The 24,570-nt window shown below is 59.7% G+C and carries 23 protein-coding genes; 16 read left to right on the top strand and 7 right to left on the bottom strand.

Translation table 11 applies throughout. The annotated features are described in order from the left end of the window. The first annotated feature begins 110 nt into the window (after nt 1-110). A complete protein-coding gene (locus V8J63_RS01890; RefSeq protein ID WP_073470882.1) occupies nt 111-494 on the top strand; it encodes a COG4315 family predicted lipoprotein in 384 nt (127 codons plus the stop codon). A gap of 117 nt (nt 495-611) precedes the next feature. Here the strand turns inward: V8J63_RS01890 and ubiA are convergent, their stop codons facing one another. Next, entirely contained in the window at nt 612-1,502 is an 891-nt protein-coding gene (ubiA, locus tag V8J63_RS01885) for a 4-hydroxybenzoate octaprenyltransferase (RefSeq protein WP_130888948.1), read from the bottom strand. After that, nucleotides 1,502-2,062 carry a chorismate--pyruvate lyase family protein gene (locus tag V8J63_RS01880; protein WP_336463482.1) on the bottom strand — a complete coding sequence of 187 codons (561 nt, stop codon included), beginning with the start codon at nt 2,060-2,062 and terminating at the stop codon, nt 1,502-1,504. Before V8J63_RS01880 ends, ubiA begins: the two co-directional genes overlap by 1 nt. A 201-nt stretch (nt 2,063-2,263) precedes the next feature. Here V8J63_RS01880 and V8J63_RS01875 point away from each other — a divergent pair, with 201 nt between their 5' ends. From V8J63_RS01875 to V8J63_RS01865, 3 genes are all read left to right on the top strand, one after another. Then, nucleotides 2,264-2,431, top strand: a complete 168-nt coding sequence (locus V8J63_RS01875; RefSeq protein ID WP_016772491.1) for a rubredoxin — start codon at nt 2,264-2,266, stop codon at nt 2,429-2,431. Between the two features lie 20 nt (nt 2,432-2,451). Next, nucleotides 2,452-3,600, top strand: coding sequence for an NAD(P)/FAD-dependent oxidoreductase (locus V8J63_RS01870; RefSeq protein ID WP_130889036.1), 1,149 nt, complete (start codon nt 2,452-2,454; stop codon nt 3,598-3,600). 190 nt (nt 3,601-3,790) lie between these two features. Then, nucleotides 3,791-4,066: an HU family DNA-binding protein gene (locus V8J63_RS01865; protein ID WP_003213368.1), complete on the top strand. Its 276-nt coding sequence runs from the start codon at nt 3,791-3,793 to the stop codon at nt 4,064-4,066. 97 nt (nt 4,067-4,163) lie between these two features. Here V8J63_RS01865 and V8J63_RS01860 read toward each other — a convergent pair whose 3' ends face one another. The 5 genes from V8J63_RS01860 to tssI all read right to left on the bottom strand — a co-directional run bounded on the left by V8J63_RS01860 (nt 4,164) and on the right by tssI (nt 10,593). Beyond that, entirely contained in the window at nt 4,164-4,520 is a 357-nt protein-coding gene (locus V8J63_RS01860; protein WP_071172084.1) for a hypothetical protein, read from the bottom strand. A gap of 94 nt (nt 4,521-4,614) precedes the next feature. Further along, a complete protein-coding gene (locus V8J63_RS01855) occupies nt 4,615-6,945 on the bottom strand; it encodes a lipase family protein (RefSeq protein ID WP_336463481.1) in 2,331 nt (776 codons plus the stop codon). Next, a complete protein-coding gene (locus V8J63_RS01850; RefSeq protein ID WP_016772495.1) occupies nt 6,942-7,727 on the bottom strand; it encodes a hypothetical protein in 786 nt (261 codons plus the stop codon). Before V8J63_RS01850 ends, V8J63_RS01855 begins: the two co-directional genes overlap by 4 nt. Beyond that, entirely contained in the window at nt 7,724-8,572 is an 849-nt protein-coding gene (locus V8J63_RS01845; protein WP_016772496.1) for a DUF4123 domain-containing protein, read from the bottom strand. The genes V8J63_RS01850 and V8J63_RS01845 overlap by 4 nt, the downstream gene beginning before the upstream one ends. Then, nucleotides 8,569-10,593 carry a type VI secretion system tip protein TssI/VgrG gene (gene tssI, locus V8J63_RS01840; RefSeq protein WP_336463480.1) on the bottom strand — a complete coding sequence of 675 codons (2,025 nt, stop codon included), beginning with the start codon at nt 10,591-10,593 and terminating at the stop codon, nt 8,569-8,571. Before tssI ends, V8J63_RS01845 begins: the two co-directional genes overlap by 4 nt. A 699-nt stretch (nt 10,594-11,292) precedes the next feature. Between tssI and tssA the strand changes: the two genes are divergently transcribed. The 12 genes from tssA (at nt 11,293) to V8J63_RS01780 (ending at nt 24,562) form a co-directional block, all read left to right on the top strand. Further along, nucleotides 11,293-12,855, top strand: a complete 1,563-nt coding sequence (gene tssA, locus V8J63_RS01835) for a type VI secretion system protein TssA (RefSeq protein ID WP_024014827.1) — start codon at nt 11,293-11,295, stop codon at nt 12,853-12,855. Between the two features lie 32 nt (nt 12,856-12,887). Beyond that, complete coding sequence (gene tssB, locus V8J63_RS01830) at nt 12,888-13,391, top strand: type VI secretion system contractile sheath small subunit (RefSeq protein ID WP_016772498.1); 504 nt, start codon at nt 12,888-12,890, stop codon at nt 13,389-13,391. Between the two features lie 28 nt (nt 13,392-13,419). Then, entirely contained in the window at nt 13,420-14,895 is a 1,476-nt protein-coding gene (gene tssC, locus V8J63_RS01825; protein ID WP_016772499.1) for a type VI secretion system contractile sheath large subunit, read from the top strand. 9 nt (nt 14,896-14,904) lie between these two features. Further along, nucleotides 14,905-15,312: a type VI secretion system baseplate subunit TssE gene (gene tssE / locus V8J63_RS01820; RefSeq protein WP_007920274.1), complete on the top strand. Its 408-nt coding sequence runs from the start codon at nt 14,905-14,907 to the stop codon at nt 15,310-15,312. An 11-nt stretch (nt 15,313-15,323) separates the two neighbouring features. Then, the gene (locus V8J63_RS01815) at nt 15,324-15,827 is read left to right on the top strand and encodes a PAAR domain-containing protein (RefSeq protein WP_125927433.1); all 504 of its coding nucleotides are present in this window, start codon (nt 15,324-15,326) and stop codon (nt 15,825-15,827) included. 5 nt (nt 15,828-15,832) lie between these two features. Beyond that, nucleotides 15,833-16,684, top strand: coding sequence for a hypothetical protein (locus V8J63_RS01810; RefSeq protein ID WP_130889039.1), 852 nt, complete (start codon nt 15,833-15,835; stop codon nt 16,682-16,684). Beyond that, nucleotides 16,681-17,064: a hypothetical protein gene (locus tag V8J63_RS01805; protein ID WP_016772502.1), complete on the top strand. Its 384-nt coding sequence runs from the start codon at nt 16,681-16,683 to the stop codon at nt 17,062-17,064. Before V8J63_RS01810 ends, V8J63_RS01805 begins: the two co-directional genes overlap by 4 nt. 101 nt (nt 17,065-17,165) lie before the next feature. Next, nucleotides 17,166-18,953, top strand: coding sequence for a type VI secretion system baseplate subunit TssF (tssF, locus tag V8J63_RS01800; RefSeq protein ID WP_336463479.1), 1,788 nt, complete (start codon nt 17,166-17,168; stop codon nt 18,951-18,953). Continuing rightward, the gene (gene tssG / locus V8J63_RS01795; RefSeq protein ID WP_056790879.1) at nt 18,917-19,924 is read left to right on the top strand and encodes a type VI secretion system baseplate subunit TssG; all 1,008 of its coding nucleotides are present in this window, start codon (nt 18,917-18,919) and stop codon (nt 19,922-19,924) included. Before tssF ends, tssG begins: the two co-directional genes overlap by 37 nt. 11 nt (nt 19,925-19,935) lie before the next feature. Beyond that, nucleotides 19,936-22,593 (top strand): type VI secretion system ATPase TssH, encoded by a 2,658-nt coding sequence (tssH, locus tag V8J63_RS01790; RefSeq protein WP_336463478.1) that lies wholly within the window; start codon nt 19,936-19,938, stop codon nt 22,591-22,593. 10 nt (nt 22,594-22,603) lie between these two features. After that, nucleotides 22,604-24,124 (top strand): sigma-54 interaction domain-containing protein, encoded by a 1,521-nt coding sequence (locus V8J63_RS01785; RefSeq protein ID WP_206421366.1) that lies wholly within the window; start codon nt 22,604-22,606, stop codon nt 24,122-24,124. A 297-nt stretch (nt 24,125-24,421) separates the two neighbouring features. Further along, on the top strand, nt 24,422-24,562 hold the full coding sequence (locus V8J63_RS01780; protein ID WP_003229566.1) for a hypothetical protein: 141 nt from the start codon (nt 24,422-24,424) through the stop codon (nt 24,560-24,562). Nucleotides 24,563-24,570: the final 8 nt, after the last annotated feature.

Genomic DNA, 24,570 nt, shown 5'->3' with positions numbered 1-24,570 from the left:
GATAACGGAATTATTGCAGTCGTGTGACAGTATTTCAGGCCGGCAACATTTGCACCTATCCTCGACTAAGCTCTAAGTCCGAATCCTGACAACCACAAAAGAAGGTTTCCATGACTCAGATGACTGCTTCGTTCAAAGCCCTGCTGCTGGCCGCCGCCCTGACATTGCCGGGGCTGGCCATGGCGGCCGATCCGGCGATGGAGAAGGACGGCATGTACACCGACCACAAGGGCATGACCCTGTACACCTTCGCCAAGGACTCCGCTGGCAAGTCCGCGTGCAATGACAAGTGCGCGGCAAACTGGCCGCCGCTAATGGCGACAGCGAATGACAAGTCGATGGGGGACTGGACGGTAATCACTCGTGATGATGGCAGCAAGCAGTGGGCCTACCAGGGCATGCCGCTGTACACCTTCGTGATGGACAAAAAGGCCGGCGACATGACCGGCGACGGCAAAATGGACGGCGCGTGGAAAGTCGCCAAGGCCAAGTAACCACGACGCACAAAACTGTGGGAGCGAGCCTGCTCGCGAAAAGCGGTGTGTCAGCTATTGCAGAGGTGACTGACATGACGCCTTCGCGAGCAGGCTCGCTCCCACAGGTGTCATGCATCAGCGCAGTGCGTAATCCAGCACGATCCCGACAAAGATCGCCAACCCTGCCCAATGGTTGTGCAAGAAGGCCTGGAAGCAACGCATGCGGTCCTTGCTGCGCGTGTACCAGAACTCCCACGCATAACATCCCGCAGCCACCAGCAAACCGAGGTGGAACCAGGTCCCCAGCTCGAACTTCGACCCGGCCAGAATCAGGCAGGCCAGCGACAATGCCTGCAAGCTGAGGATGATCACCCGATCCGCCTCGCCAAACAGAATCGCCGTGGATTTCACGCCGATCTTCAGGTCGTCATCGCGATCGGTCATTGCGTAATAAGTGTCATAACCCACCGTCCACAGCAGATTGGCGATCCACAGCAACCACGCCGCTGCTGGCAACTCGCCGGTCTCAGCGGTAAAGGCCATTGGCATGCCCCAGGAAAACGCCGCCCCCAGCACCACTTGCGGGTAGTAGGTGTAGCGCTTCATGAACGGATACGTGAATGCCAGCGCCAGACCGCCCAGCGACAGCCAGATCGTCGGTGCGTTGGTGCACAGCACCAGCAGAAAACTGATGCCCATCAGCACGGCAAAGAACATCAGCGCTTCCTTCGAGCTGATGCGGCCAGCAGCGAGCGGCCGTTGCGCGGTGCGTTTGACGTGGCCGTCGACCTTGCGGTCAGCCCAGTCGTTGATCACGCAACCACCGGCGCGGGTCAGCACTACGCCAAGAACAAAAATCACCACGTTGGCCAGCGACGGCGAACCCTTGCCGGCAATCCACAGCGCCCACAGCGTTGGCCACAGCAGCAGGTAAATGCCAATCGGCTTGTCCATGCGCGTCAACTGAACGAAATCCCAGGCGCGCGGGTTCAGACGGTTGAGGGACTTGAGCAGGCTCTGATACATCAGCAGTTCTCCGGATGGGCGCGGGCGGCGTCCCACAGGCTCGGCAGGAAGATTTCCGCGACCAGCACACTCAGCGCGCCACGGTCGAAACGCGAACGCCGGCCCCACAATTCAGGGGCTTGCACCGCTGGCGGGAGCCATTGTTCGGGGTAGCGGCAGACTTCAATGGCGCGGCGCTGGAACGCCTGATCGCAAAACAGCAATTCGCCCAGCGAGCGGCTGCCCAGTTCATCCATGTGCAAACCATCACCTTGCAGGGCCGCCCGCGAGGCAACGCTGCGGGCAAACACCCAGGCCTCGCCGTGGCCGCGCAAATACACCTCACGCACCCAGCCTTCGCTGCCCTCGGCCAGCTCCAGTGCCGCGCATTCATCAGCGCGCAAGGTGTCCCAGCCTTCGAACAGCGGCGACACGCTGAAGCCGTCCTCGGACAAACGGGTCAAGCGGCGGGTCAGCGAACCTTCGTCGAACAACCAGTCGAGGGTCAACAGATCGGGGCGGGGCGTCAGGCGGTCTTGGGTCAGCCAGAGCGGGGCGGGGCAGGCATTTGAATGTTGCACAATGAGTCATTATTGGCCGCAAATGAGGCGGCGAGCTTACCATGGCGGGCGACAGGATTGAGCGGCGCCGGCCGCCGTTGCGCCGAACAGGCTTGCATCTGCGCGGCACCCTCAGTACAAAACGCCCTGAGCCGGATGGCAACGCAGCACCCATCGACCGTCCGCGCCGGCACTAGGCCTGAACCCTGAGGAAGTACCTGAATGAAGAAGTGGCAATGTATCGTCTGTGGCCTGATCTATAACGAAGCCGATGGTTGGCCGGATGACGGCATCGCGGCGGGCACCCGCTGGGAAGACGTACCGGCAGACTGGCTGTGCCCCGACTGCGGCGTCGGCAAGATGGACTTCGAAATGATCGAAATCAACTAAGCAAATCAGAGGAGTAAGGCATGAGCGCACCAGTCGTCATCATCGGCACCGGGCTTGCGGGCTACAACCTGGCCCGCGAGTTTCGCAAGCTCGACAGCGAAACTCCGCTGCTGTTGATTACCGCCGATGACGGCCGCTCTTACTCCAAGCCGATGCTCTCCACCGGCTTCGGCAAGAACAAGGACGCCGATGGCTTGAGCATGGCCGAGCCTGGCGCCATGGCCGAGCAGTTGAACGCCGAAGTGCGCACCCATACGCGCATCAGCGGTATCGACGCCGGCCACAAACGTTTGTGGATCGGTGAAGAAGCCGTGCCCTATCGCGACCTGATTCTGGCCTGGGGCGCGGAGACTGTGCGCGTGCCGATCGAAGGCGACGGCGGGGAACTGGTGTTCCCGATCAACGATCTGGAAGACTACGCGCGCTTCCGTGCCGCAGCGGCGGGCAAGCGTCGGGTCTTGGTACTCGGCGCGGGGCTGATCGGCTGTGAATTCGCCAATGACCTGATCCTCGGCGGCTACGAAGTGCAACTGGTCGCGCCGTGCGAACAGGTCATGCCGATGCTCTTGCATCCCGCCGCTGCGGCGGCCGTGCAGGCCGGGCTGGAAAGTATCGGGGCGAAGTTTCACCTCGGCCCGGTGTTGACCCGGCTGCAGAAAGTCGCCGATGGCCTCGAAGCGCACCTGTCCGATGGTCAGATCATCCCGTGCGATGTAGTGGTCTCGGCGATCGGCCTGCGCCCGCGCATCGATCTGGCAGCGGCTGCCGGCGTGCAGATCAATCGCGGCGTGATGGTCGATCGTTACCTGAAGACGTCCCACGCCAATATTTACGCATTGGGCGACTGCGCCGAAGTCGACGGGCTCAATCTGCTCTACGTGATGCCGCTGATGAGTTGCGCGCGCGCGTTGGCGCAAACCCTCGCAGGAAACCCGACCCCGGTCAGCTACGGGCCGATGCCGATCACCGTGAAAACCCCGGTGTGCCCGCTGGTGGTTTCGCCGCCGCCACGGGGCAGCGAAGGCATTTGGAGCGTCGAAGGGCAGGGCGCCGACATCAAAGCGCTGTGCCACAGTGCCGACGGTCAGTTGCTCGGTTACGCCCTGACCGGCGGGGCGGTCATGGAAAAACTGGCCCTGAACAAACAGCTGCCGCCGCTGCTGGCGTAAATGCCGGTCGTTCTGTCGCAAACACCGCTCTTTTGCCCCGACAAAGGTCTTGGGGAGACTGGCGCCGCCGTTGGCGGCGTGCCATTCTCACTCCCGTCTGCCGCAGAGTAGAGCCTGCGGCGCCTTGGGCGCTGTTCCAACGAGAACAGCACGGACATAACAACAAAAAACCGTCAAAGGGGCTTCACTAATGCGTAAACCAGAACTCGCCGCTGCAATCGCCGAAAAGGCCGACCTGACCAAAGAACAGGCCAACCGCGTCCTCAATGCCGTCCTCGAAGAAATCACCGGCGCCCTGCACCGCAAGGACAGCGTGACGCTGGTCGGCTTCGGCACCTTCCTGCAGCGCCACCGCGGCGCCCGCACCGGCAAAAACCCGCAGACCGGCGAGCCGGTCAAGATCAAGGCCAGCAACACCGTTGCGTTCAAGCCAGGCAAATCGTTGAAAGACAGCGTCAATCCTTGATGGCGGCGTGCTCCCCTGAATGACGGGGAGAACCGCAAATGAGAAATGGGCACACCGATTGCGGTCGGGTGCCCATTTTTTGTGGCTGTCTGTTGGCTTACTGGCGTCGGAAGCAGGCCTTGCCGTTGCCGAAATCCACGGCCAGGCAGTTTGGCTCGATCGCCAGTTGCAGGTCCTGGAACAGTCCGCCCAGATCGCTGTTGGAGGCAGGCTTGGTTTTGCTTTCCAGCACTACTGTCTGGTTCTCGACTTTCCAGGTGCCTTTGGCAAAGCCATCGGCGCTACCATACGCCACACCGGCATCAAAGGTGCCGTCCTTTCGCAACAGCAACTCGGCGCCCATTTCCATTGCGCCGGTCAGGTAGTAATGGCCGTCCAATGGTGGGGTTTCCGCTGACGCGTGGGTGATGGGCAGCCACATGAGCGCGGCGAAAAACAGTGGTTTCAGTTCCATGAAATGAAGCTCCTTGGCAGTTGTAGTAGAGGGATCGCATTTTCGAGCGTTGGATTCTGGCACAGCCATGTTTTGCCCGCCCGTTGTTCAGGCGCTACACAATCGAATCAATATCCAGATGAAACGGCGCGCCAACTGCATGTCCACCGGTCATCGCGGCGATAGCGGCGTCGTGGTCTTCAGCGGCTGGCGGGATCATCGCCAGTTGCTCCTGAACCAGGTTTTCAGGGTGGGCGTTCCAGCGCAGCAGACCTTCCTCGACCCATTCGGGCTGGTCGGCATAGCTGCCGTAAACGTCGGTCTCAGTGACCCGTTGACTGCGCAGCGCTGTCAGGTGGGCCTTGGTCATGCTGATTTTGTCTATTTCCTGATTGAGCATCAGCGTCTTGTGCACGCGCTCCTGCTCTCGCACGTAAGAACGGTGGTTGTTTTGCAGATCGCGCTTAACGGCCCGCAGCTGTTGCTGAATATTCTCCAGGGCGCTGCTGATCCACTCGTATTCGCGATTGGTCACCAGCGAACGCTTGAGCTGCAGTGCTTCCTGCCAACGGCGCAAGCTGGCCCAGCAGCCGGGGATGTAGCTGCCGACCATTGAGTGGTGACCTGCGGAGAACAACTGCCGCAAAAACGATCCGCGTTCGGGCAAGCCGTTGGTAGCGCGCAGGGCCTTGGCGCAGCCGTGATCGACGATCGTGCTGCAACCCGGCTCCCAGAGAAGCGAGGATCGGTGGTCGTTGTCGAACTCAACGGGCATGAAATGGCGCAAAGCACCGTGATGCCCATAGTCGTCGCCAAAGAAATTGATGATTCCCCAGATCAGCAGGCCGAGGCCGGCGACCGGGTTGAAGCCCAGCACCACGGCGTTGGTTGCGTACATCGGCCCAGGCTTGGCAAAGGTGTTCATCCAGGTCGCCGGCACGCTCGGTACCGGATCGTTCTGATTGACGATGCGGTGATGAACCAGCGACTGGGCGCTTTCGATGAAGGTAGTGTCGCCGGCGCGGGGGGCGCCGTAGGTGTAGAGCACGATTTGCGGGGAGAACTCCAGGTTGCGTCTCAGCATCTCGGACAGGATCAATGCAACTGCACCGCCCAGACTGTGACCCGTGATCAGCAGCTTTTGCCCGCTGTAGAATTTTTCCAGATAAGTCACGATGAATGGATAAGCCGCCAAAGCGCCACCGTAGAAACCGCGGTGCACTTTGCCTTCGCCTTCGGCAAAGGGAACCTGATAGGCATCGCCGTCACGCCGGCCGTCGGGCCAGATCTCACTGGTACCTCGCACGCTGATCAGGATCAACTCGTCATGGTGGCAGATGAAAGCTTGGGTATCAGTACTGTTGTCTTTGTTACGGTCATCGAGACAGTGCAACTTGGCCGGGTGTTCTTGTTCGTCGCCCAACGCGGGGTCATTCACTTCGGGGTAAAGGTTCGGGTCGAACGGCACCACTTCCAAGCGTTTCGAATACGGCACGTCTTCGTACAGTGGGTAGTATTTCTGCGTTTGCGAGTCATCGACCTTCCACAACTCGTCGAACTGCGGTAGCGCGTGGCCGAACCAGTTGCCGCTGCTGGGCTGTACCGGAAAGCTTACCGTGTCGGTCTGCACCGGTTGAGTGTTGGGTTCCTGTCCGAAATCGGTGTAGCTCAGCGTCGCCATCACCGACAGCTGATAAAGGTTGAGCGCGCAGAACGCGTCGCCTGTCGACAGCATTGGCCGTAGCGCTCTCATCGGCCGTACTTCCAGCACATGGTGTTTGTTCGGCAGCAGTGCGACGCCCTTGGGCGGCGGCGGGGAAAACCCCAGTTCGACGGTGGCCATCTCCGCCGCACTCAAGATTGTGTGCAGTCCGCCATCCGCAGAAGTTTTATCGACGAGCGTGAAGTCTCTGGACTTCGCCGCCGATCGCATGAGCTTGTGCGCCGCCCTCTTCGGAGGGTCGCGACGAGCAACCAGTGGTGGCAGGTGGGCGATGTGCTTTACCAGTTCACTGACTTCGACCTGACAGTACGCGTCGGTTTCGGGCAGGTCCTTGGCGGGGTTTGCCTGGGTGCGAGTGCCTGTTTTGTGGAAGAAGCGGGTTTTTTCGGCGCGGACTTGGAGTTCGGTGATGGGAAGGGGATAGTGGGGGCGCTTTTGCAAAAATGTGTAAGATTTTTCGCTGCCTTGATAGCGGCTCTTCAATTTGAGTACTAGCGGACCGCAATAATGATCGTCGATCTTTGCAGATCCAGTCGCATCAAGTTTTCCGCTATGGACCGTGTCTTCGTAATCAATCACTTCGTAAGACAGACCAGCGTATGGCTTACCGTCGCCGAATTCGTCCACTAGCTGGAAGCTGGTACGATGGCCGCGTTTAGGGCAGGCATGTATGTCGCCCTGCATGAAGCGCAAATCGGTCGCCGAGGGAGTCTCAATGTTCATGGTGCCCCTTGCTCCGTGCATCCCGGATAGATGGTGCAAACCCGCCCATCGACCATTTTAAAAGTGCTGAAATTTGTGTCGTTGCCGTAGCAAAAGGCGTATTGATCCTCGAAGTTCTCACCCATACAGCGCTTCCAGCCGCGGGTTACTTTGATCCAGGTATCGCCGATGGCTGGAAGTTCTTCACTTGCCAGCCTGACCTTCAGCGTCACCGTTTTGCCCTCAAGTTGAGTCAATGTGTACGCCGTGGAAGGTCTCGTTCGCAGCACGTTGCCCTGAGCATCCATGTTTTTGCAGGTCAGCAGTTTGATCAGGAAACGATGTGGACCGACGGTGCGGAATGACCACCTGCATTCACCATAAAACTCCCCTGCACCGTCCTCGTTGAAAGTGCCCTTTAGTCGTTCCAGCAACTCTGGACGCACGAAAATCGAGGCGTAGTCCATGCTGAAGTTGCTTCGGCCTTTTCCATAAAAACCGATGAGCTTGATTTCCACTTTGTTGAGCGCCAACGGACAATCGCTGACGGTTTTGTACAACTCGATTTCCGCAGTGCTTACATATTCCATGGTGGGTTTATTGAAGCTCACCCAGAAATCCGGCTTTCCTGGCACGCGGCAGGTTTCACCCGCTGCGGGCAGGTAGATAGCCTTCAGCTCATATTTGAATCCAGGTGGAAAATCCGGAACAAACGTAAACGTGTTCGGGGTCTTCACCGTCGTACAACCCACCAGCAATCCCAGGCAACCACTCAGCAGCAACCCTCGTTTCAAGTTCCTCATCGACCTACCTCTCCCTGCCAATACAACGCTTCCTGATATACCCGCTCAAAATGCATCGCCGGATCTTCACCGGGTTTGGGCAGCCATGATTTGCCTGGCCGATATCCCGGTAACTGCAAACTGCGGGTCAGCAAGAAATGCACTTGCTCCGGTTGTTGCCAGCCCCACAATTGCGTCAGTTGAATCAGGCCCCACAGCCACTCATCGACGTCGAGCTGTTCGGCCAGCGTGGCCATTGCTTCGGTGTGTTCGCCGACCAGGTAACGGCGGGTGTTGTCGAACAGCACGTTGGCGTAGATCAGCTCCGGGGTCGGCGTGTGCAGCCAAGGCGGATCCATCGGCAGCGGGTGGTGGCCGGGGTCCGGGTTGTCGATCGCGTTCCATCGCTCTGCGTGCCAATAGCAGACGCTGTTGAATGGCCCGAGAAACGCCGCGCGGTGCTCGGGTTGCAGGTGCGCCAGCGCACGGCCCAGAACCCGGTTGTCATGCACGCGGTACACCGCCTGATTCGGGCGTTCGCCGGTTATCAGGCGCTCGCGCCAATGCGCCGCCAGCGCGTCAAGTTCGACGTGACGGGCACTGGCCAGCCAGCCCCAATTGCGCTCGGGCGTGGCGAGCAAGATTTGGATGGCGGGATGCTGCGCCGTATCGATTTGCAACAGCAGCGGGCCGGTCGGCACCAGCGACTCGGCCGGCGTGCCGCTGTAGAGCGGACGAAACCGCTCGGTGCCGAGGTCGCGGGTCAACGCAGCGTGCTCTGCGCTTTGGCCCTCGGTGTCGAGCATCAGATACAGTTCACAGCCGGCGCGGGACTGAGCGTGCAACCATTGTTCGACCGGGCTCATGCGACTTCTCCCAGCTCACACTGACCCGCTGCGCAGGCTTCGCACAGCGGGCAAAAATCCGCTGCCTGCTGGCGGGCACTGTTGACGATCGACAGCGGCGTGGCGTTGATCGCAGCTGGCAGGCCGGCCTCAACTTGCAGCGGTTGTAGCGGTGCGAGACCCGGCAGTGGCGCGCCGCCCTGAACGATGGGCACGCTGCTGAAAATCCCGCCGGCATTGATCACGATGTGATGACCGCCCGCTGACAGCGTCAGGCTCATGCCGGCATCGATCACCACGTTGCTTGCCGTGACATGCGCCTGCTGGCCGGCCTGGATCACCAGAGCGCCCAAGGTCTGGCTGCTGGTGCCGCTGACCTGCAACAAGTCGTCGGCGTTGATTACTGTGCTTCGCAGTCCTTGATGAGTGCGCGAATCCTTGCCCTCGATGAGACTGGTGCTGTCATTGCCGACATGCTCATGGCGGTCTCGAGTGATCAGGCTGCGGCTGTCGTTGAGGATCAGTTGCTCAAGGTCGCGCTGCGCGCGCAGGTAGATCTTCTCCTGCCCGGCGCGATCCTCGATCGACAGTTCGTTGTAGCCGCCATTGCGCGGTGAGCTCTGGCTGCGTAATACCGTGCGGGTTTTACTCGCCGGCAAGGGATGGGCGACGGCATTGACCTTGTTGGCGATGCAGCCGGTAATCAGCGGTTGGTCCGAGTCGCCTTCCTGGAAGGTCACGACCACTTCCATGTCGACCCGGGGAATGGTCACCGCACCAAATCCGTCACCTGCCCAACTGGAAGCTACGCGTAACCAGCAGCTGCTTTTTTCGCTGTTGCGTTCAGCGCGATCCCAGGGAAACTCGACACGAACCCTGCCGTACTCATCGCAGAAGATCTCCTCTCCGGGAGGCCCGGTAACGCGCGCGGTCTGGCAGACCAGCAAGGGTCTTGGCGCGGGCAAAGGCGGGCGGAAAACCACTTCTGCGGGAATGGCCCTGAAGGTATTGCGGTAGCCCTGGGAAAAACCATCGGCAGGTTTCGCCTCGCTGCTGAAAGCCTCTTCGAGCACTGCCGGTTGCTTGCCTTCGTGACTGAGACTGACCAACAGCCACAACTCGTTGCACTCGGCCCTGGGATGTTCGCTCAGCTCGAACAAGTGACCGCTGCGCAAAATCGCCTGATCGCTTTTGCCTTCAATCCATTGATAGTCGCTGCGATGGCGCTCCAAGGCCTGACGCGCCAGCTGTTTGCCGTGCTTCTCGGACTTCATCAACAGTGGATAGCGATACTCCTCCAGAGCCGGCGTGAACTCTGCGGTGAAGCGGCTTTCCAGCAGCAGGCTTGGCCGCTTGAGGTCATAGTCACGGCGGGTGACGGTGCTGGTACGGGTGTTGAAGCCCATGGTCAGGTGGTTGACCACCGGGTGTTCGGCAACCATGCCGCTATCAACCCGAAAGGCTGTCGTACCCAATTTGGGTGCGAACACCGGGCTGTCGCTGAATACCAGTAAGTGCCCGTCGAGCGAATGTTGATGGTGCCAGGCGATACCCTCTTCGGCGCACAGACGCTGAATGAACAAAAAGTCGCTTTCGCCGTACTGCGTGCAGTACTCACGAGGCTCACCGGCGGCGACATTGAACGTGAAGTCATCGGCCTGGATGCCATGCCCTTTGAGCACTTGCGCGATGATCTGCGGCACGGTCAGTTGCTGGAAAATCCGCTGGTCGTGGCTCAGTTGCAGATAATGCAGCGCCGGTACCAGTGTCAGTTCATAACGGGTCAGGCGCTGGCCTGATTCGCCGAGCATGACGTTTTCGGTCCGCCCGTGAATGCCTTCGCCCGCTGATCCGACCTGCAGAAACGCAGGTTGGCTGAGCAAGCTTTCCAGATCGAAATCCGCGTGCTCGCTCACCAGCTCAAGGCGAAATGCGTACAGCTGACTGATGGCTTCGGTGCCCGTGAACGCGAGCACCTTGAAGTCGTGACGAATGGCGGGGATATGCAGAGAGAATGGCGCGCAGTGGCCTTTGCCGAACATGGGCTTGTCCTTAAGCAAAGTGAGTCAAAGCGCGATGCTGTCCTCCCTGATCGCCGCGCATGAAAAGTGGCCAGGGCAAGCTAGCGGCGCGGCAAACTAATTGATGTAAGAAGTATCCCTGAAATTTGTCAGAGTATTCCGGTGTGGAAGTCTTGGTCGTGATGCGAGAACTATCTGAAGGACGCGGCTTCGATAACTATCGAGTTGGCAGTATTTGTTGGCGCGGGAAAGTTTCAGAATAATGAAATGCCATCATTATAGTGGCACTTTTTGCGTTGATCGTTGTCGCGGAAAACTTGTTGAGGCAAACCAGCTATTTTCGGAAGTGTCCTACTTCTATTTTTTTTTGAATTTGGCATGCTGCACGCCGCTCGAGGATACGAGCGTCAGGTAAACTCGCCCGGCTGCGGCGCAGGGCTCTGGGTCAAGGGTTTGCCGGGGGCTGGTAAAATCCGCCAGTTAATAAACGGCCTCAGGGAAACCCCTGCGACATATAGGGCGATCTCCTACAGACCGCAATGAACAGTTCGTCTTGTTGTTTAATCAGATGCTTGCTAGTGGCCATCATAGTGATTACGATGCGCCCACTTGAAAGAGCACATCTCAATTGGATGAGTCGCTGAACTGCTCTTCGATACTGTCCCGCGTTGCTGAAACTCCATTCGCGCGCATGACTGTAATCCTTAATAAAGGCCATGGATGTCCTACTCAAGCAAACTTTCCGCCCATTACCTCGAACTCGCAAAAGTCTCTGTTTCCAAAGAGAATTTCGCGGGCGAAGACGTTCGTTTTTCGAGCGAATTCGAGGCGCTGGAAAGTGAGCTGGCCAAGGCTTCGTCGATGCACGAAAGCGGGCAGATCGACTGGCTGAAAATCCGCGAAAACAGCGAAAATCTGCTGCGTACCCAATCCAAGGATCTGCGTGTCGGCGCCTGGCTGACCTGGTCGCTGTACCAGCGCGAATCCTTCCCCGGGCTGCTCGCCGGCCTCGGTCTGCTGCACCATCTGTCGGAAAACAACTGGGCCGACGTTCATCCGCTCAAACCCCGCACCCGTGCCGCCGCGATCGGCTGGCTGGTGCCGCGTCTCGAGCAGGTCATCACCGAAAACATTGCGATCAAAGAGCAGTTGCCGATGTTCCGGCAGCTATCCGAGCACCTGGCCGGCCTTGAGGCCGCGTGCACTGAGCATCTGGGCGATGACGCGCCGCTGCTGCTGCCGATCTCCCGCCGCCTGAAAACCATGATTCAGCGCGCCGCCGACAACCAGCCGGCACCCGGTGTGGTGGGCGCGGCGGTGGCGCAGGTCAAGCAGGCCGCGACCCAACTGCTCACCCCCGGCGCGCCGATCGACAACGAGCGGGATGCGCACAAAGCCCTGCGCGCCCAGCAGGAAAGCGCGCGCCCGTTGTGTGCCTGGTGGCTGAAACAGAAAGCCACCGACCTGCGTGCCCTGCGCCTCAATCGCACGCTGCTGTGGATGACCATCGACGCGGTGCCCGAGCGCAACGCCGAGCAGATCACCGTGCTGCGCGGTCTGCCGCTGGAAAAGCTCAAGCTCTATCAGGACCGTTTCGATCAGGGCAAATACGCCGACCTGCTGGTGGAACTGGAGGCGAGCCTGGCGAAGGCGCCGTTCTGGTTCGATGGCCAGAGGATGGTCTGGGAATGTCTCCAGAACCTCAACGCCGAGCTGGCCATGCGCGAAGTGGAAATCCACTTCGCGCTTTTGATTCAGCGCCTGCCGGGCATCATCGAGTTGCGCTTCCATGACGGCGCGCCGTTTGCCGATCCGTCCACCCGGGCGTGGATCGCCGCCAATGTCATGCCGCACCTGCAAAGCGCCAGCGCGCCGCGCAAGGTCGAAAGCGAGAACGTCGAAACCCAGCCGGCCTGGGAAAAAGCCCTCGAGGAAGTTCAGCCGATCCTGCGCAAGGAAGGCTTGAAGCCGGCCGTGCAGATTCTCAAGCAGGGTCTGCAATCGGCCCACGGTGGCCGCGAACGCTTCTTCTGGCAGTTCACCCTCGCGCGGCTGTGTTTCCTGGCCAAGAAATACGAACTGGCCAAGAACCAGCTCGAAACCCTCGATCAGACATTACAGGACTCAGGCCTGCACGCCTGGGAGCCCGATCTTGCATTGCAAGTGCTGCACCTGCTGCACAGTTGCTGCGAGTTGTTGCCGCAGAACCACGCCGTACGTGAAAGCAAGGAAGAGATTTATCGCAGGCTGTGCCACCTCGACCTCGAAGTGGTACTCGAATAGGCCCCAGGGCCACAACCGCAAGGAGAAAAGCCATGGCCAAAGAAGGCTCGGTAGCCCCCAAGGAACGCATCAACGTCACCTTCAAACCCGCCACCGGCGGAGCTCAGGAAGAGATTGAACTGCCGCTGAAGCTGCTGGCAATCGGTGACTACACCCACCGCAAGGACGATCGCAAAATCGAAGATCGCAAGCCGATCAGCATCGACAAGATGACCTTCGACGAAGTGTTGGCCAAGCAAGAGCTGGGTCTGACGCTGAGCGTGCCGAACCGTCTGCAGGAAGATGGCGAGGCTGAAGAGCTGGCCGTGCAATTGCGCGTCAATTCGATGAAGGACTTCAACCCGGCCAGCCTGGTCGAGCAAGTGCCTGAGCTGAAAAAACTGATGGAACTGCGCGATGCGCTGGTGGCCCTCAAAGGCCCGCTGGGTAACGCACCTGCGTTCCGTAAAGCGATCGAAGGCGTGCTCGCCGACGACGAATCCCGCGGTCGCGTACTCGGTGAGCTGGGCCTGAACGCCGCAGCCCCGGACGCCTGAGACTCCAGTAGCCAAGGAAGCCAACACAATGAGCACTAGCGCAGCACAAGAGAAGAGCGCCGCCAGCGGCGAATACAGCATTCTCGACAGCATCATCGCCGAAACCCGTCTGACCCCGGACGACGAAGCCTACGACATCGCCAAGCGTGGCGTGTCGGCGTTCATCGAAGAGCTGCTCAAGCCGCAGAACAACGGTGAGCCGGTCAAGAAAGCCATGGTTGACCGCATGATCGCCGAGATCGATGCCAAGCTCAGCCGTCAGATGGACGAGATCCTGCACCACCCGGATTTCCAGGCGCTGGAATCGTCGTGGCGTGGTCTGCAGTTGCTGGTCGACCGCACCAACTTCCGCGAAAACATCAAGATCGAAATCCTCAACGTCTCCAAAGAAGACCTGCTGGACGATTTCGAAGATTCGCCGGAAGTCATGCAGTCGGGCCTGTACAAGCACATCTACACCGCTGAATACGGCCAGTTCGGTGGTCAGCCTGTGGGCGCGATCATCGCCAACTACTACATGTCGCCAAGCTCGCCAGACGTCAAGCTGATGCAGTACGTGGCCAGCGTTTCGTGCATGTCCCACGCGCCGTTCATCGCTGCTGCCGGCCCGAAATTCTTCGGCCTGGAAAGCTTCACCGGCCTGCCGGATCTGAAAGATCTGAAAGACCACTTCGAAGGCCCGCAATTCGCCAAATGGCAGAGCTTCCGGACTTCGGAAGACTCCCGCTACGTTGGCCTGACCGTGCCGCGTTTCCTGTTGCGTAACCCGTACGACCCGGAAGAGAACCCGGTCAAATCGTTCGTGTACAAGGAAACCGTTGCCAACAGCCACGAGCACTACCTGTGGGGCAACACGGCCTACGCGTTCGGCACCAAGCTGACCGACAGCTTCGCCAAATTCCGCTGGTGCCCGAACATCATCGGCCCGCAGAGCGGTGGCGCGGTTGAAGACCTGCCGTTGCACCACTTCGAAAGCATGGGCGAAATCGAAACCAAGATCCCTACTGAAGTTCTGGTTTCCGACCGTCGTGAATACGAACTGGCCGAGGAAGGCTTCATCTCCCTGACCATGCGCAAAGGCTCCGACAACGCGGCGTTCTTCTCCGCAAGCTCGGTGCAGAAGCCGAAGTTCTTCGGCATCAGCGCAGAAGGCAAGGCGGCAGAGCTGAACTACAAGCTCGGCACCCAACTGCCGTACATGATGATCGTCAACCGCCTGGCTCACTACTTGAAAGTGCTGCAGCGCGAGCAACTCGGTTCGTGGAAAGAGCGTACCGACCTCGAGCTGGAACTGAACAAGTGGATCCGTCAGTACGTTGCCGACCAGGAAAACCCGAGCGCCGAAGTGCGTGGCCGTCGTCCGCTGCGCGCTGCGCAAGTGATCGTCAGCGACGTTGAAGGCGAGCCGGGCTGGTACCGCGTGAGCTTGAATGTGCGTCCGCACTTCAAGTACATGGGTGCCGATTTCACCCTGTCGCTGGTTGGCAAGCTGGACAAAGAGTAAGAGCGACTCATGGACGGATACGGCAGCCTGTTCGAACGCCTCAACGGCGACGCACAACTACGCAAGGGCAACAGCCTTGAGGCTTGTGCCATGGCGTCAGTGGCTGCCCATCTGGCCAAAATGCTCAGCACCCGGGCCGGCAGCGTGCAAACGCTGGCCGACTACGGGTTGCCCGATCTCAATGACATGCGCCTGAGCCTGCACGACTCGCTGAGTCAGGCCCGCCTGGCCATCGAAAACTTCATCGAAGCCTACGAGCCACGCCTGAGCAACGTGCGTGTCATTTCCCTGCCGCGTGACCACGATCAACTTCGCCTGGCCTTCAGTATCGAAGGCCTGCTGGAAGTCGAGGGTTTCAAGCGTCAGGTCAGTTTCTCCGCGCGCCTGGATGGCAGCGGTCAAGTCAAGGTCACCTAAGGAGATCCCCGATGTCTGGCAAACCCGCAGCACGCGTATCCGACCCCACCGCTTGCCCGCTCCCCGGCCACGGCACCAACCCGATCGCCGCCGGTTCCGGCGACGTGTTCTTCGACGGCCTCGCGGCCGCCCGCCAAGGCGATGTCTCGGCGTGTGGTGGTGCGATGGTCGGCGATCTTGCGACAACCGTGTTGATCAACGGCAAACCGGCTGCGACCGTAGGTTCGGTTGGATCTCACGGCAATAAGGTCACGGCCGGATCCGGGACGGTGATTATTGGCAATTCGCATACGCCGGCGCCGTTTGTGCCGCCGGAGCCGGTCATCATTCTTGGAATATTCAATCGTGTCTTTGAATTCAAAACCGCAGATGGAAGAACGGTTGAAAATTTAAACTACATCATGCGCTCTGATAGCGGGATTGAGAAAACAGGCTCAACGTCAACAGGCATGTCAGGTGGTTTTTCAACTGGAAAGACGGCAGAGCCTGTAACTATATATATTTCGGCGGACTAGTAGGTATGGAGACCGTAATCAACATCGATGGTGTCGCTTACACGTTTGTGACTCAGGACGAGGTGACTACACTTAAAGTTCTTACCGAAACAACTGAGAGCAAGGATACAAAGCCGAAGAAAGTTGACCTTCCGTTGGCCTGGATTATTACGCGAAAAAGTGGTGTGCCGCTCTTCGCCTTGAAACCGGGTAAGGATGACTCTCCATTCAGAATTATCACTGCGGAGAAACTATACGCAGAAAAGGGTCAGTGGTTCGAACCGTTGGCCAGATATTATAGAGAGCTTGTCTGGATCAACCCGGAAACAACGCAGGCCGGATCAGAATCGCATGCGGCTTATAAACATGTTACTTGGCAGGAGCTGATCGACTTCGCAATCGTCGACCGGTTTTCATTCACTTTTCACTCTGGAATGCCGGGTGACTGGAAATTCCGTGCCGTGGGCGGTGCTGAGTTCTTGATGGTGTTCATGGAGGATAAACCGTATTGGACTGATGGCATTGGCCAGGTGCCGTTTGCGGTTAACACCTATAGAAAATATCTGCGAGAAACAAAGCAGGTAGAACTCGCAATAAAGCTGGCTGGTGAAACGGGTATGACCTGGGGCGACGGCAAAGCCTATACCGGAGCAGAGCGAGGACCGAAAGACGTTTACGATAACTTCATCATATTGCGAGGGATATTGTGGGCAAAAGAAAACTGCAAGTTGGTTGTGAAAAAAGACACGGTATACGATAAAGGTATCCCGCACACAATTGAACTTACTGACGCACCTTATGTGCCTGTATCGAATGCGAAGTTAATAAATCCAATTTCGCAAGGCGATATGGATCAGTACGGGGCATGGAATAAATGAAAGCTCGTCGCTTAGTTGCCTGTATTCCACACCTGATAGTATGTGCCCTGTATATTCCTTTGCATAACTACGGTGTCGACGTATATATCGATATGTATGGCGGGTTGACATCGAGAGGTATCGGCATCGGTATGACGCCGGATCTAATGGTTCAGTATTTTGTGGTGATGAACGCTATAGCGTTTTTTGTCCCCAAGCTGAAATTAAAGGTCCTGTCTGTCTCATTAATGCTGGGACTTATTTTGTACTATTTTTTGCCTCACTACCCCGTCCGTGCGATGGCTTACACCTCGATGGGTGGTGTCCTGACTTTTGCGGCGATATTTGCTGGCCAATTGATTGATCGCTTTTTTTTTTCAAATCGAGAAGTTAAAGCATGACTGTTGGGCGTTATGGCCGACATTGCCCGCGGGGAGTTTCTTACCCGCATGAACTGTTCTGCTGTTTTTTTAAATGAGTTCCACTACCAGGCAGGTACCCCGTGTCCTTTAACCACTACTACCAAAGCGAACTCACCGCACTGCGCCAGCTCGGTCGCCGTTTCGCCGAGCGTAGTCCGGCGCTGGCGCCGTATCTGGGGCAGGCCGGGCGGGATCCGGATGTAGAGCGGTTGCTCGAAGGCTTTGCATTCCTCACCGGGCGCCTGCGCCAGAAGCTCGATGACGAACTGCCGGAGCTCAGCCATTCGCTGATGCAGTTGCTGTGGCCGAACTACATGCGCCCGCTGCCGGCGTTCAGCATTTTGCAGTTTGATCCGCTCAAGCGTTCCGGGCCGGCGCTGCTGGTCGAGCGCGATACGCCGATCGAGAGCAAGCCGATAGAAGACGTGCGCTGCCGTTTCCGCACCTGTTACCCGACCGAAGTCTTGCCGCTGGATCTGGCCGCACTGAATTACTCGGTGAAGGGCGATGGCTCGCTGCTCAGCCTGCGCCTGGAAATGAGCGCTGACGGCCACCTCGGCGAATTGGAGCTGAGCAAGTTGCGCCTGCACTTTGCCGGTGAGCGCTACATCAGCCAGATGCTCTACCTGAGCCTGCTGCGCAACCTCGACGGCATCGAACTGATCCCGCTCGACGGCGCCGGCAAGCCGATTGATGGCGTCAGCGGCAAGCCGATGGCGTTCAAGATTCCCGGCGACCGGGTGAAACCGGTGGGTTTTGCCGAAGAAGAAGCGTTGATCCCGTATCCGCTGAACACCTTCCGTGGCTATCGCTACTTGCAGGAATATTTCGCCTTCCAGGACAAGTTCCTGTTCGTCGACGTCAACGGTCTGGACATTCTCAAGGCGCTGCCGGAAGACACCCTCAAGCAGATGCGCGGCCTCGAATTGCGTTTCGACATCCGCAAGAGCGGCATCATGCGCATGCGCCCGACGCTCGATAACGTGAAGCTGTTCTGCACGCCGATCGTCAATCTGTTCGAGCACGACGCGCTGCCGATTCGTCTCGATGGCAAGCAGGACGAGTACCTCCTGCTGCCGGCGGAATACGACCTGGAAAACTGCGGTGTGTTCTCGGTGGAAACCGTGACCGGCTGGAAACCCGGCGGCCTCGGTTATCAGGAGTACGTGCCGTTCGAATCCTTCGAGCACGACCCGAGTTTCGATGTGCCCAACAGCCGTCCGCATTACAGCATCCGCCAGCGTTCGTCCTTGCTGCATGACGGCCTCGACACTTACCTGAGCTTCGGCATCCGCCACACCGAAGCCCACGAAACGCTGTCGATCGAGCTGATGTGCACCAACCAGAACCTGCCGAAAAAGCTCAAGCTCGGCGACATCTGCATGGCCAGCGAGCAGACCCCGGAATTCCTCAGTTTCCGCAACATCACCCCGGCCACTCCGAGTTTCGCGCCGCCGCTGAACCGTGACTTCCTGTGGAAGCTGATCAGCAACATGTCGCTTAACTATCTGTCGCTGGCCGACGTCAATGCGTTGAAGGTGATTCTGGAAACCTACGACCTGCCGCGCTACTACGACCAGCACGCGGAAAAGGTCAGCAAACGCCTGCTCGGCGGCCTCAAGCAAATCAAACATCACCACGTCGACCGCCTGCATCGCGGTCTGCCGGTGCGCGGTTTACGCACCGAACTGACCATCGACCCGGAAGGCTATATCGGCGAAGGCGACCTGTTCGTCTTCGCTTCGGTTCTCAACGAGTTTTTCGCGCTTTACGCCAGTCTCAATTCATTCCATGAGCTGCGGGTAAAAAGCACACAGGGAGAGGTGTACCAATGGACACCACGTATGGGCCTGCAGCCCCTGCTTTAAGCGGGCTGACCAAGGTAATACGCGAGTACTCGCTGTTTCAGGCCGTGCTGCTGGTGATCGACCGGCTGCGCGAGGCACACCCGCATCTGAGCGAAGACGATCTGTACGACCAGGTCGAGTTCCAGGCCAACCCGAGCCTGGGCTTTCCGCGCAGCGACGTCGATCGCGTCGAGTTTTTCGAAGAGCACGGCAAGATGCGCGCGCGCATGCGCTTCAACCTGATCGGCCTGGTCGGCTCTGGTTCGCCGCTGCCGGCGTTCTATGGCGAACAAGCCCTGGGCGACAGCGAGGATGGCAACCCGACGCGCAATTTCCTCGACCTGTTCCACCATCGCCTGCAACGGCTGATGCTGCCGATCTGGCGCAAGTACCGCTACCGCGCGAGCTTCCAGAGCGGCGCGATCGATCCGTTCTCGGCGCAACTTTTTGCGCTGATCGGCCTGGGCGGCGACGAGATCCGCAAGGCCAAGGAACTCAACTGGAAACGCCTGCTGCCGTACCTCGGCCTGCTCAGTTTGCGGGCACACTCGGCGGCGCTGATCGAAGCCGTGCTGCGTTACTACTTCAAGCACGAAGACCTGGTCATCGAGCAGTGCATCGAGCGCCGCGTGGAAATTCTCGACGAGCAGCGCAATCGTTTGGGCCGCGCCAACAGCGTACTCGGCGAAGACCTGGTGCTGGGCGAACACGTGCGCGATCGCAGCGGCAAATTCCGCATTCACATCACCGAACTCGACTGGCAGCGATTCCATGAATTCCTGCCGATCGGTTTCGGTTACCAGCCGCTTTGCGCGCTGGTGCGGTTCACCTTGCGTGACCCGCTCGATTACGACATTCGCCTGGTCCTGCGCCAGGAAGAAATCCGCGAACTGCGCATCGGTGAGCAGAACGCCTGTCGCCTCGGTTGGACCAGTTGGCTGGGCCGCGAAAAAGCGGACGGCGTGGTGACCCTGGGCAGCAAAATTCATTAAGGACGTGAGCCATGATCAACGTAGACCTGCAACAACTCATCCAGGCGCTGGACGCCGAAACCCGTCGTGATCTGGAACGTTCGGCCGAGCGTTGCGTCGCCCGTGGCGGCAGCAAGATCCTCGTCGAAGACTTGCTGCTGGGCTTGCTCGAGCGCCCGAACGGCTTGCTGTCGCGCGCGCTGCAAGATGCTGACGTCGACGCCGGTGAACTGACCGCTGCATTGCAATCGCGGGTGGAGCACAGCGCTTCGCGCAACCCGGTGTTCGCCCCGGAACTGGTGCAATGGCTGCAAGACGCGCTGCTGGTGGCCAACCTCGAGCTGGGCCAGACCCAGGTCGAAGACGCCGCGCTGATCCTGGCGTTGCTGCGCAACCCGATGCGTTATGCCGGCAGCCGCTATCAACCGCTGCTCGCCAAACTGAACATTGATCGCCTGAAGGAATTTGCCCTGTCGCAACAGGAGCAACCGGCGGCCAACGGCAAGCCGGCGGCGCAAGGCGAATCGCTGTTGCAGCGCTTCACCCACAACCTGACCCAACAGGCCCGCGACGGCAAACTCGACCCGGTGCTGTGCCGTGACGGCGCGATCCGGCAGATGGTCGACATCCTCGCCCGTCGTCGCAAGAACAACCCGATCGTCGTCGGTGAGGCCGGTGTCGGTAAGACCGCGATCGTCGAAGGTCTGGCCTCGCGCATCGCTGCCGGTGAAGTGCCGCAGGTACTCAAAGGCGTTGAATTACTCTCGCTGGACATGGGCCTGTTGCAGGCCGGCGCCAGCGTCAAAGGTGAATTCGAGCGTCGTTTGAAAGGCGTGATCGACGAGGTCAAAGCCTCGCCGAAACCGATCATTCTGTTTATCGACGAAGCCCACACCCTGATCGGCGCGGGCGGTAATGCCGGCGGCTCCGATGCGGCCAACCTGCTGAAACCGGCGCTGGCCCGTGGCGAACTGCGCACCATCGCCGCGACCACCTGGGCCGAGTACAAGAAATACTTCGAGAAAGACCCGGCGCTGGCCCGTCGTTTCCAGCCTGTGCAATTGCACGAACCGACTGTCAGCGAAGCGGTGACCATTCTGCGTGGTCTGGCTCAGGTCTACGAGAAGAGCCACGGCATCTATCTGCGCGATGACGCGGTGGTCTCCGCTGCTGAATTGTCCGCGCGTTACCTGGCCGGTCGGCAACTGCCAGACAAAGCCGTCGACGTCCTCGACACCGCGTGCGCCCGCGTGCGCATCAGCCTCGCTGCGGCCCCGGAAAGCCTCGAGCGCCTGCGTGGCGAACTGGCTGAAGGCGGCCGTCAGCGTCAGGCCCTGCGCCGCGATGCCGAGGCCGGTCTGCTGATCGACCACGAAGCGCTGGAAGCACTGGAAGCGCGGCTGGACGAAGCCGAAAGCGAAATGCTCGCGCTGGAATCCCTGTGGACTGAGCAGAAAGAGCTGGCCGAGCGTCTGCTGGAACTGCGTCAGCAACTGGCCAAGGCCCGCGAGGCTGCAGCCGTCGAGCCGACCGTCAGCGTGGAAGAAGACGCCGAAGGCACCGTGATTGAAACCGTGGTCGCCGAAGTCGAAGAAGGCCAAAGCGTCGAAGCGCTGGAAGCTCAGCTGCATGAAACCCACGCCACGTTGACCGCTGCGCAAGTCAAAGAACGCCTGGTCAGCTTCGAAGTGTGCCCGCGTCTGGTCGCCGAAGTGATCAGCGCCTGGACCGGCGTGCCATTGGCGCAACTGGCCCGCGAGCACAACGCCAAGGTCGCCAGTTTCGCCACCGATTTGCGCACGCGCATCCGTGGTCAGGAACAAGCCGTGCACGCGCTGGATCGTTCGATGCGCGCCACCGCTGCCGGCCTGAACAAGCCTGATGCACCGGTCGGTGTGTTCCTGCTGGTCGGGCCGAGCGGCGTCGGCAAGACCGAAACCGCGCTGGCCCTGGCTGACCTGTTGTACGGCGGCGACCGCTTCATCACCACCATCAACATGTCCGAGTTCCAGGAAAAGCACACCGTCTCGCGTCTGATTGGCGCGCCACCGGGCTACGTCGGTTACGGCGAGGGCGGCATGCTCACCGAAGCGGTGCGTCAGAAGCCGTATTCGGTGGTGTTGCTCGATGAAGTCGAGAAGGCCGACCCGGACGTGCTCAACCTGTTCTACCAAATCTTCGACAAAGGCGTGGCCAACGATGGCGAAGGTCGCGAGATCGACTTCCGCAACACGTTGATCCTCATGACCTCGAACCTTGGCAGCGACAAGATCAGCGAACTCTGCGAAGACGGCGCGCGGCCGACCGCCGAAGTGCTCGAAGAAACCATTCGCCCGGTGCTCAGCAAACACTTCAAACCGGCGCTGCTGGCGCGGATGAAAGTGGTGCCGTACTACCCGGTGGGCGGCCCGGTGCTGCGCGAGCTGATCGAAATCAAACTCGGCCGTCTCGGCGAGCGCCTGAACCGTCGTCAGCTGGAGTTCAGCTGGTGCCAGAACCTCGTCGATCACCTGTCCGAGCGTTGCACGCAAAGCGAAAGCGGTGCGCGCCTGATCGATCATCTGCTCGATCAACACGTGCTGCCGTTGGTGGCCGATCGTCTGCTCGATGCGATGGCGACCGGCGAAAGCCTCAAGCGTGTGCATGCCACGCTCGACGGCAACTCCAGCGTGACCTGCGAGTTCGTCTGAGGTGGGCGTGATGTTCACTCAAGTGCCGCAGCCACTGGTCTATGCCGAAGCGTTGCTGGCGCAGTTCGCCAGTCTTTCGCGCGCGGCGGACAGTGCTGCGCTGCTGAGTGAATTCGTCCGTGGCCTGGCCGAACTGAGTGGCTGCGAACTGACGCAGCTGTATCTGCTCGACGCCACCCACACCTGCCTGGGGATGAATGCCGAGTGCCTCGACGGCGCGCTGCAACCGCGTCAGGCGGCGAGCCTGCCGGCGGATTACAACGGTGAACAACTGCTGCAATTCGCCCTGTGCCAGAACCGCGTGGTGTGCCTCGACGACCTGACCGGCAGCCTGCACGAAACCAGTTTTCTGCCAGCGGCGAGCACGCCGTGGCAGTCGCTGTTGTGCGTGCCGCTGGTCAATCAGCACAAGTCGGTTGAGGGCTTGCTGCTGTGTGCCAGTCGTCGTCGCACTGACTTGCAGGGTTTCGCCGACTCCCTTGGCCAGCTCGGCTCGTTCGTGCTCGGCCAACTGCATCTGCTGCAACGCCTGCGTCAGCCAGCCGCCGAATCGGCCACCGCCACTCGCAGCGTGCCGAGCATCAGCGGCTACGGCCTGATCGGTAAAAGCGCGGCGATGCGCCAGACCTACTCGCTGATCAGCAAGATCCTCCACAGCCCGTACACCGTGCTGTTGCGTGGCGAGACCGGCACCGGCAAGGAAGTGGTGGCGCGGGCGATTCACGATTGCGGCCCGCGTCGCTCCCAGGCGTTCATCGTGCAGAACTGCGCGGCGTTCCCGGAAAACCTGCTGGAAAGCGAGCTGTTCGGCTATCGCAAAGGCGCCTTCACTGGTGCCGATCGCGATCGTGCGGGGCTGTTCGACGCGGCCAATGGCGGCACGTTGCTGCTCGATGAAATCGGCGACATGCCGTTGTCGCTGCAAGCGAAGATTCTGCGCGTGTTGCAGGAAGGCGAGATCCGTCCGCTGGGTTCCAACGACACGCACAAGATCGACGTGCGCATCATCGCCGCGACGCACCGTGATCTGGCGGCGCTGGTCAGCGAAGGCAAGTTCCGCGAGGACTTGTACTACCGCCTCGCACAATTCCCGATCGAGCTGCCGGCCCTGCGTCAGCGCGAAGGCGACATCCTCGATCTGGCCCGGCATTTCGCCGAGAAGACCTGCACGTTTTTGCAGCGTGACCCGGTGCGCTGGTCGGATTCGGCGCTGGAGCATCTGTGCGGCTACAACTTCCCCGGCAACGTTCGCGAACTCAAGGCACTGGTCGAGCGCGCGGTGTTGCTCTGCGAGGGCGGCGAGTTGCTCGCCGAGCATTTTTCCCTGCGCCTGGAAGCGATGCCGGAAGACAACAGCGGCCTGAATCTGCGCGAACGCCTGGAGCAGGTCGAGCGCACTTTGCTGCTCGATTGCCTGCGCAAGAACGACGGCAACCAGACCCTCGCGGCCCGCGAACTGGGCCTGCCACGGCGCACGCTGCTGTACCGCCTCGGGCGCCTGAATATCAATTTGGGTGACTTTGATGGTTGAGCTACAGCACTTCTTCGAACCCAACACATACCCTGTGGCGAGGGGATTTATCCCCGTCCGGCTGCGCAGCAGTCGCAGTCCGGTACATACGGTTTCACTGAGAAATCGCGCTGGCAGGTTATGGGGGCGCTGCGCGCGCCAACGGGGACAAGTCCCCTCGCCGCGGGAGGTCGCCGTACCTCCAGGCTATGGCGCAAGGCCTCGATCTAGAGGCTTCGAGCCCACCTCAAAAACTTATTTCAGCGCCGCCCGCAAGGGTCGGCGCTTTGTGCTTTGTCTACACCTGGAGACCCTCTGATGTCTGTTCGTCACTGGCACGCTGTCCTGCTGACCCTCGTCGTTCTATGCGGCCTTGGCGGCTGTAGCGGCAATTACAAATTCAACGACAACGACTATCGCCCGTTGGGTGATCCGCAAGCGGTCAATCGCGGCAAGTGACCGCAAGG

Origin of the sequence: Pseudomonas sp. CCNWLW23 (genome assembly GCF_037095675.1) — a bacterium.
Classification (GTDB): Bacteria; Pseudomonadota; Gammaproteobacteria; order Pseudomonadales; family Pseudomonadaceae; genus Aquipseudomonas; species Aquipseudomonas atacamensis.
This window is presented reverse-complemented; position numbering and strand designations above follow the sequence as displayed.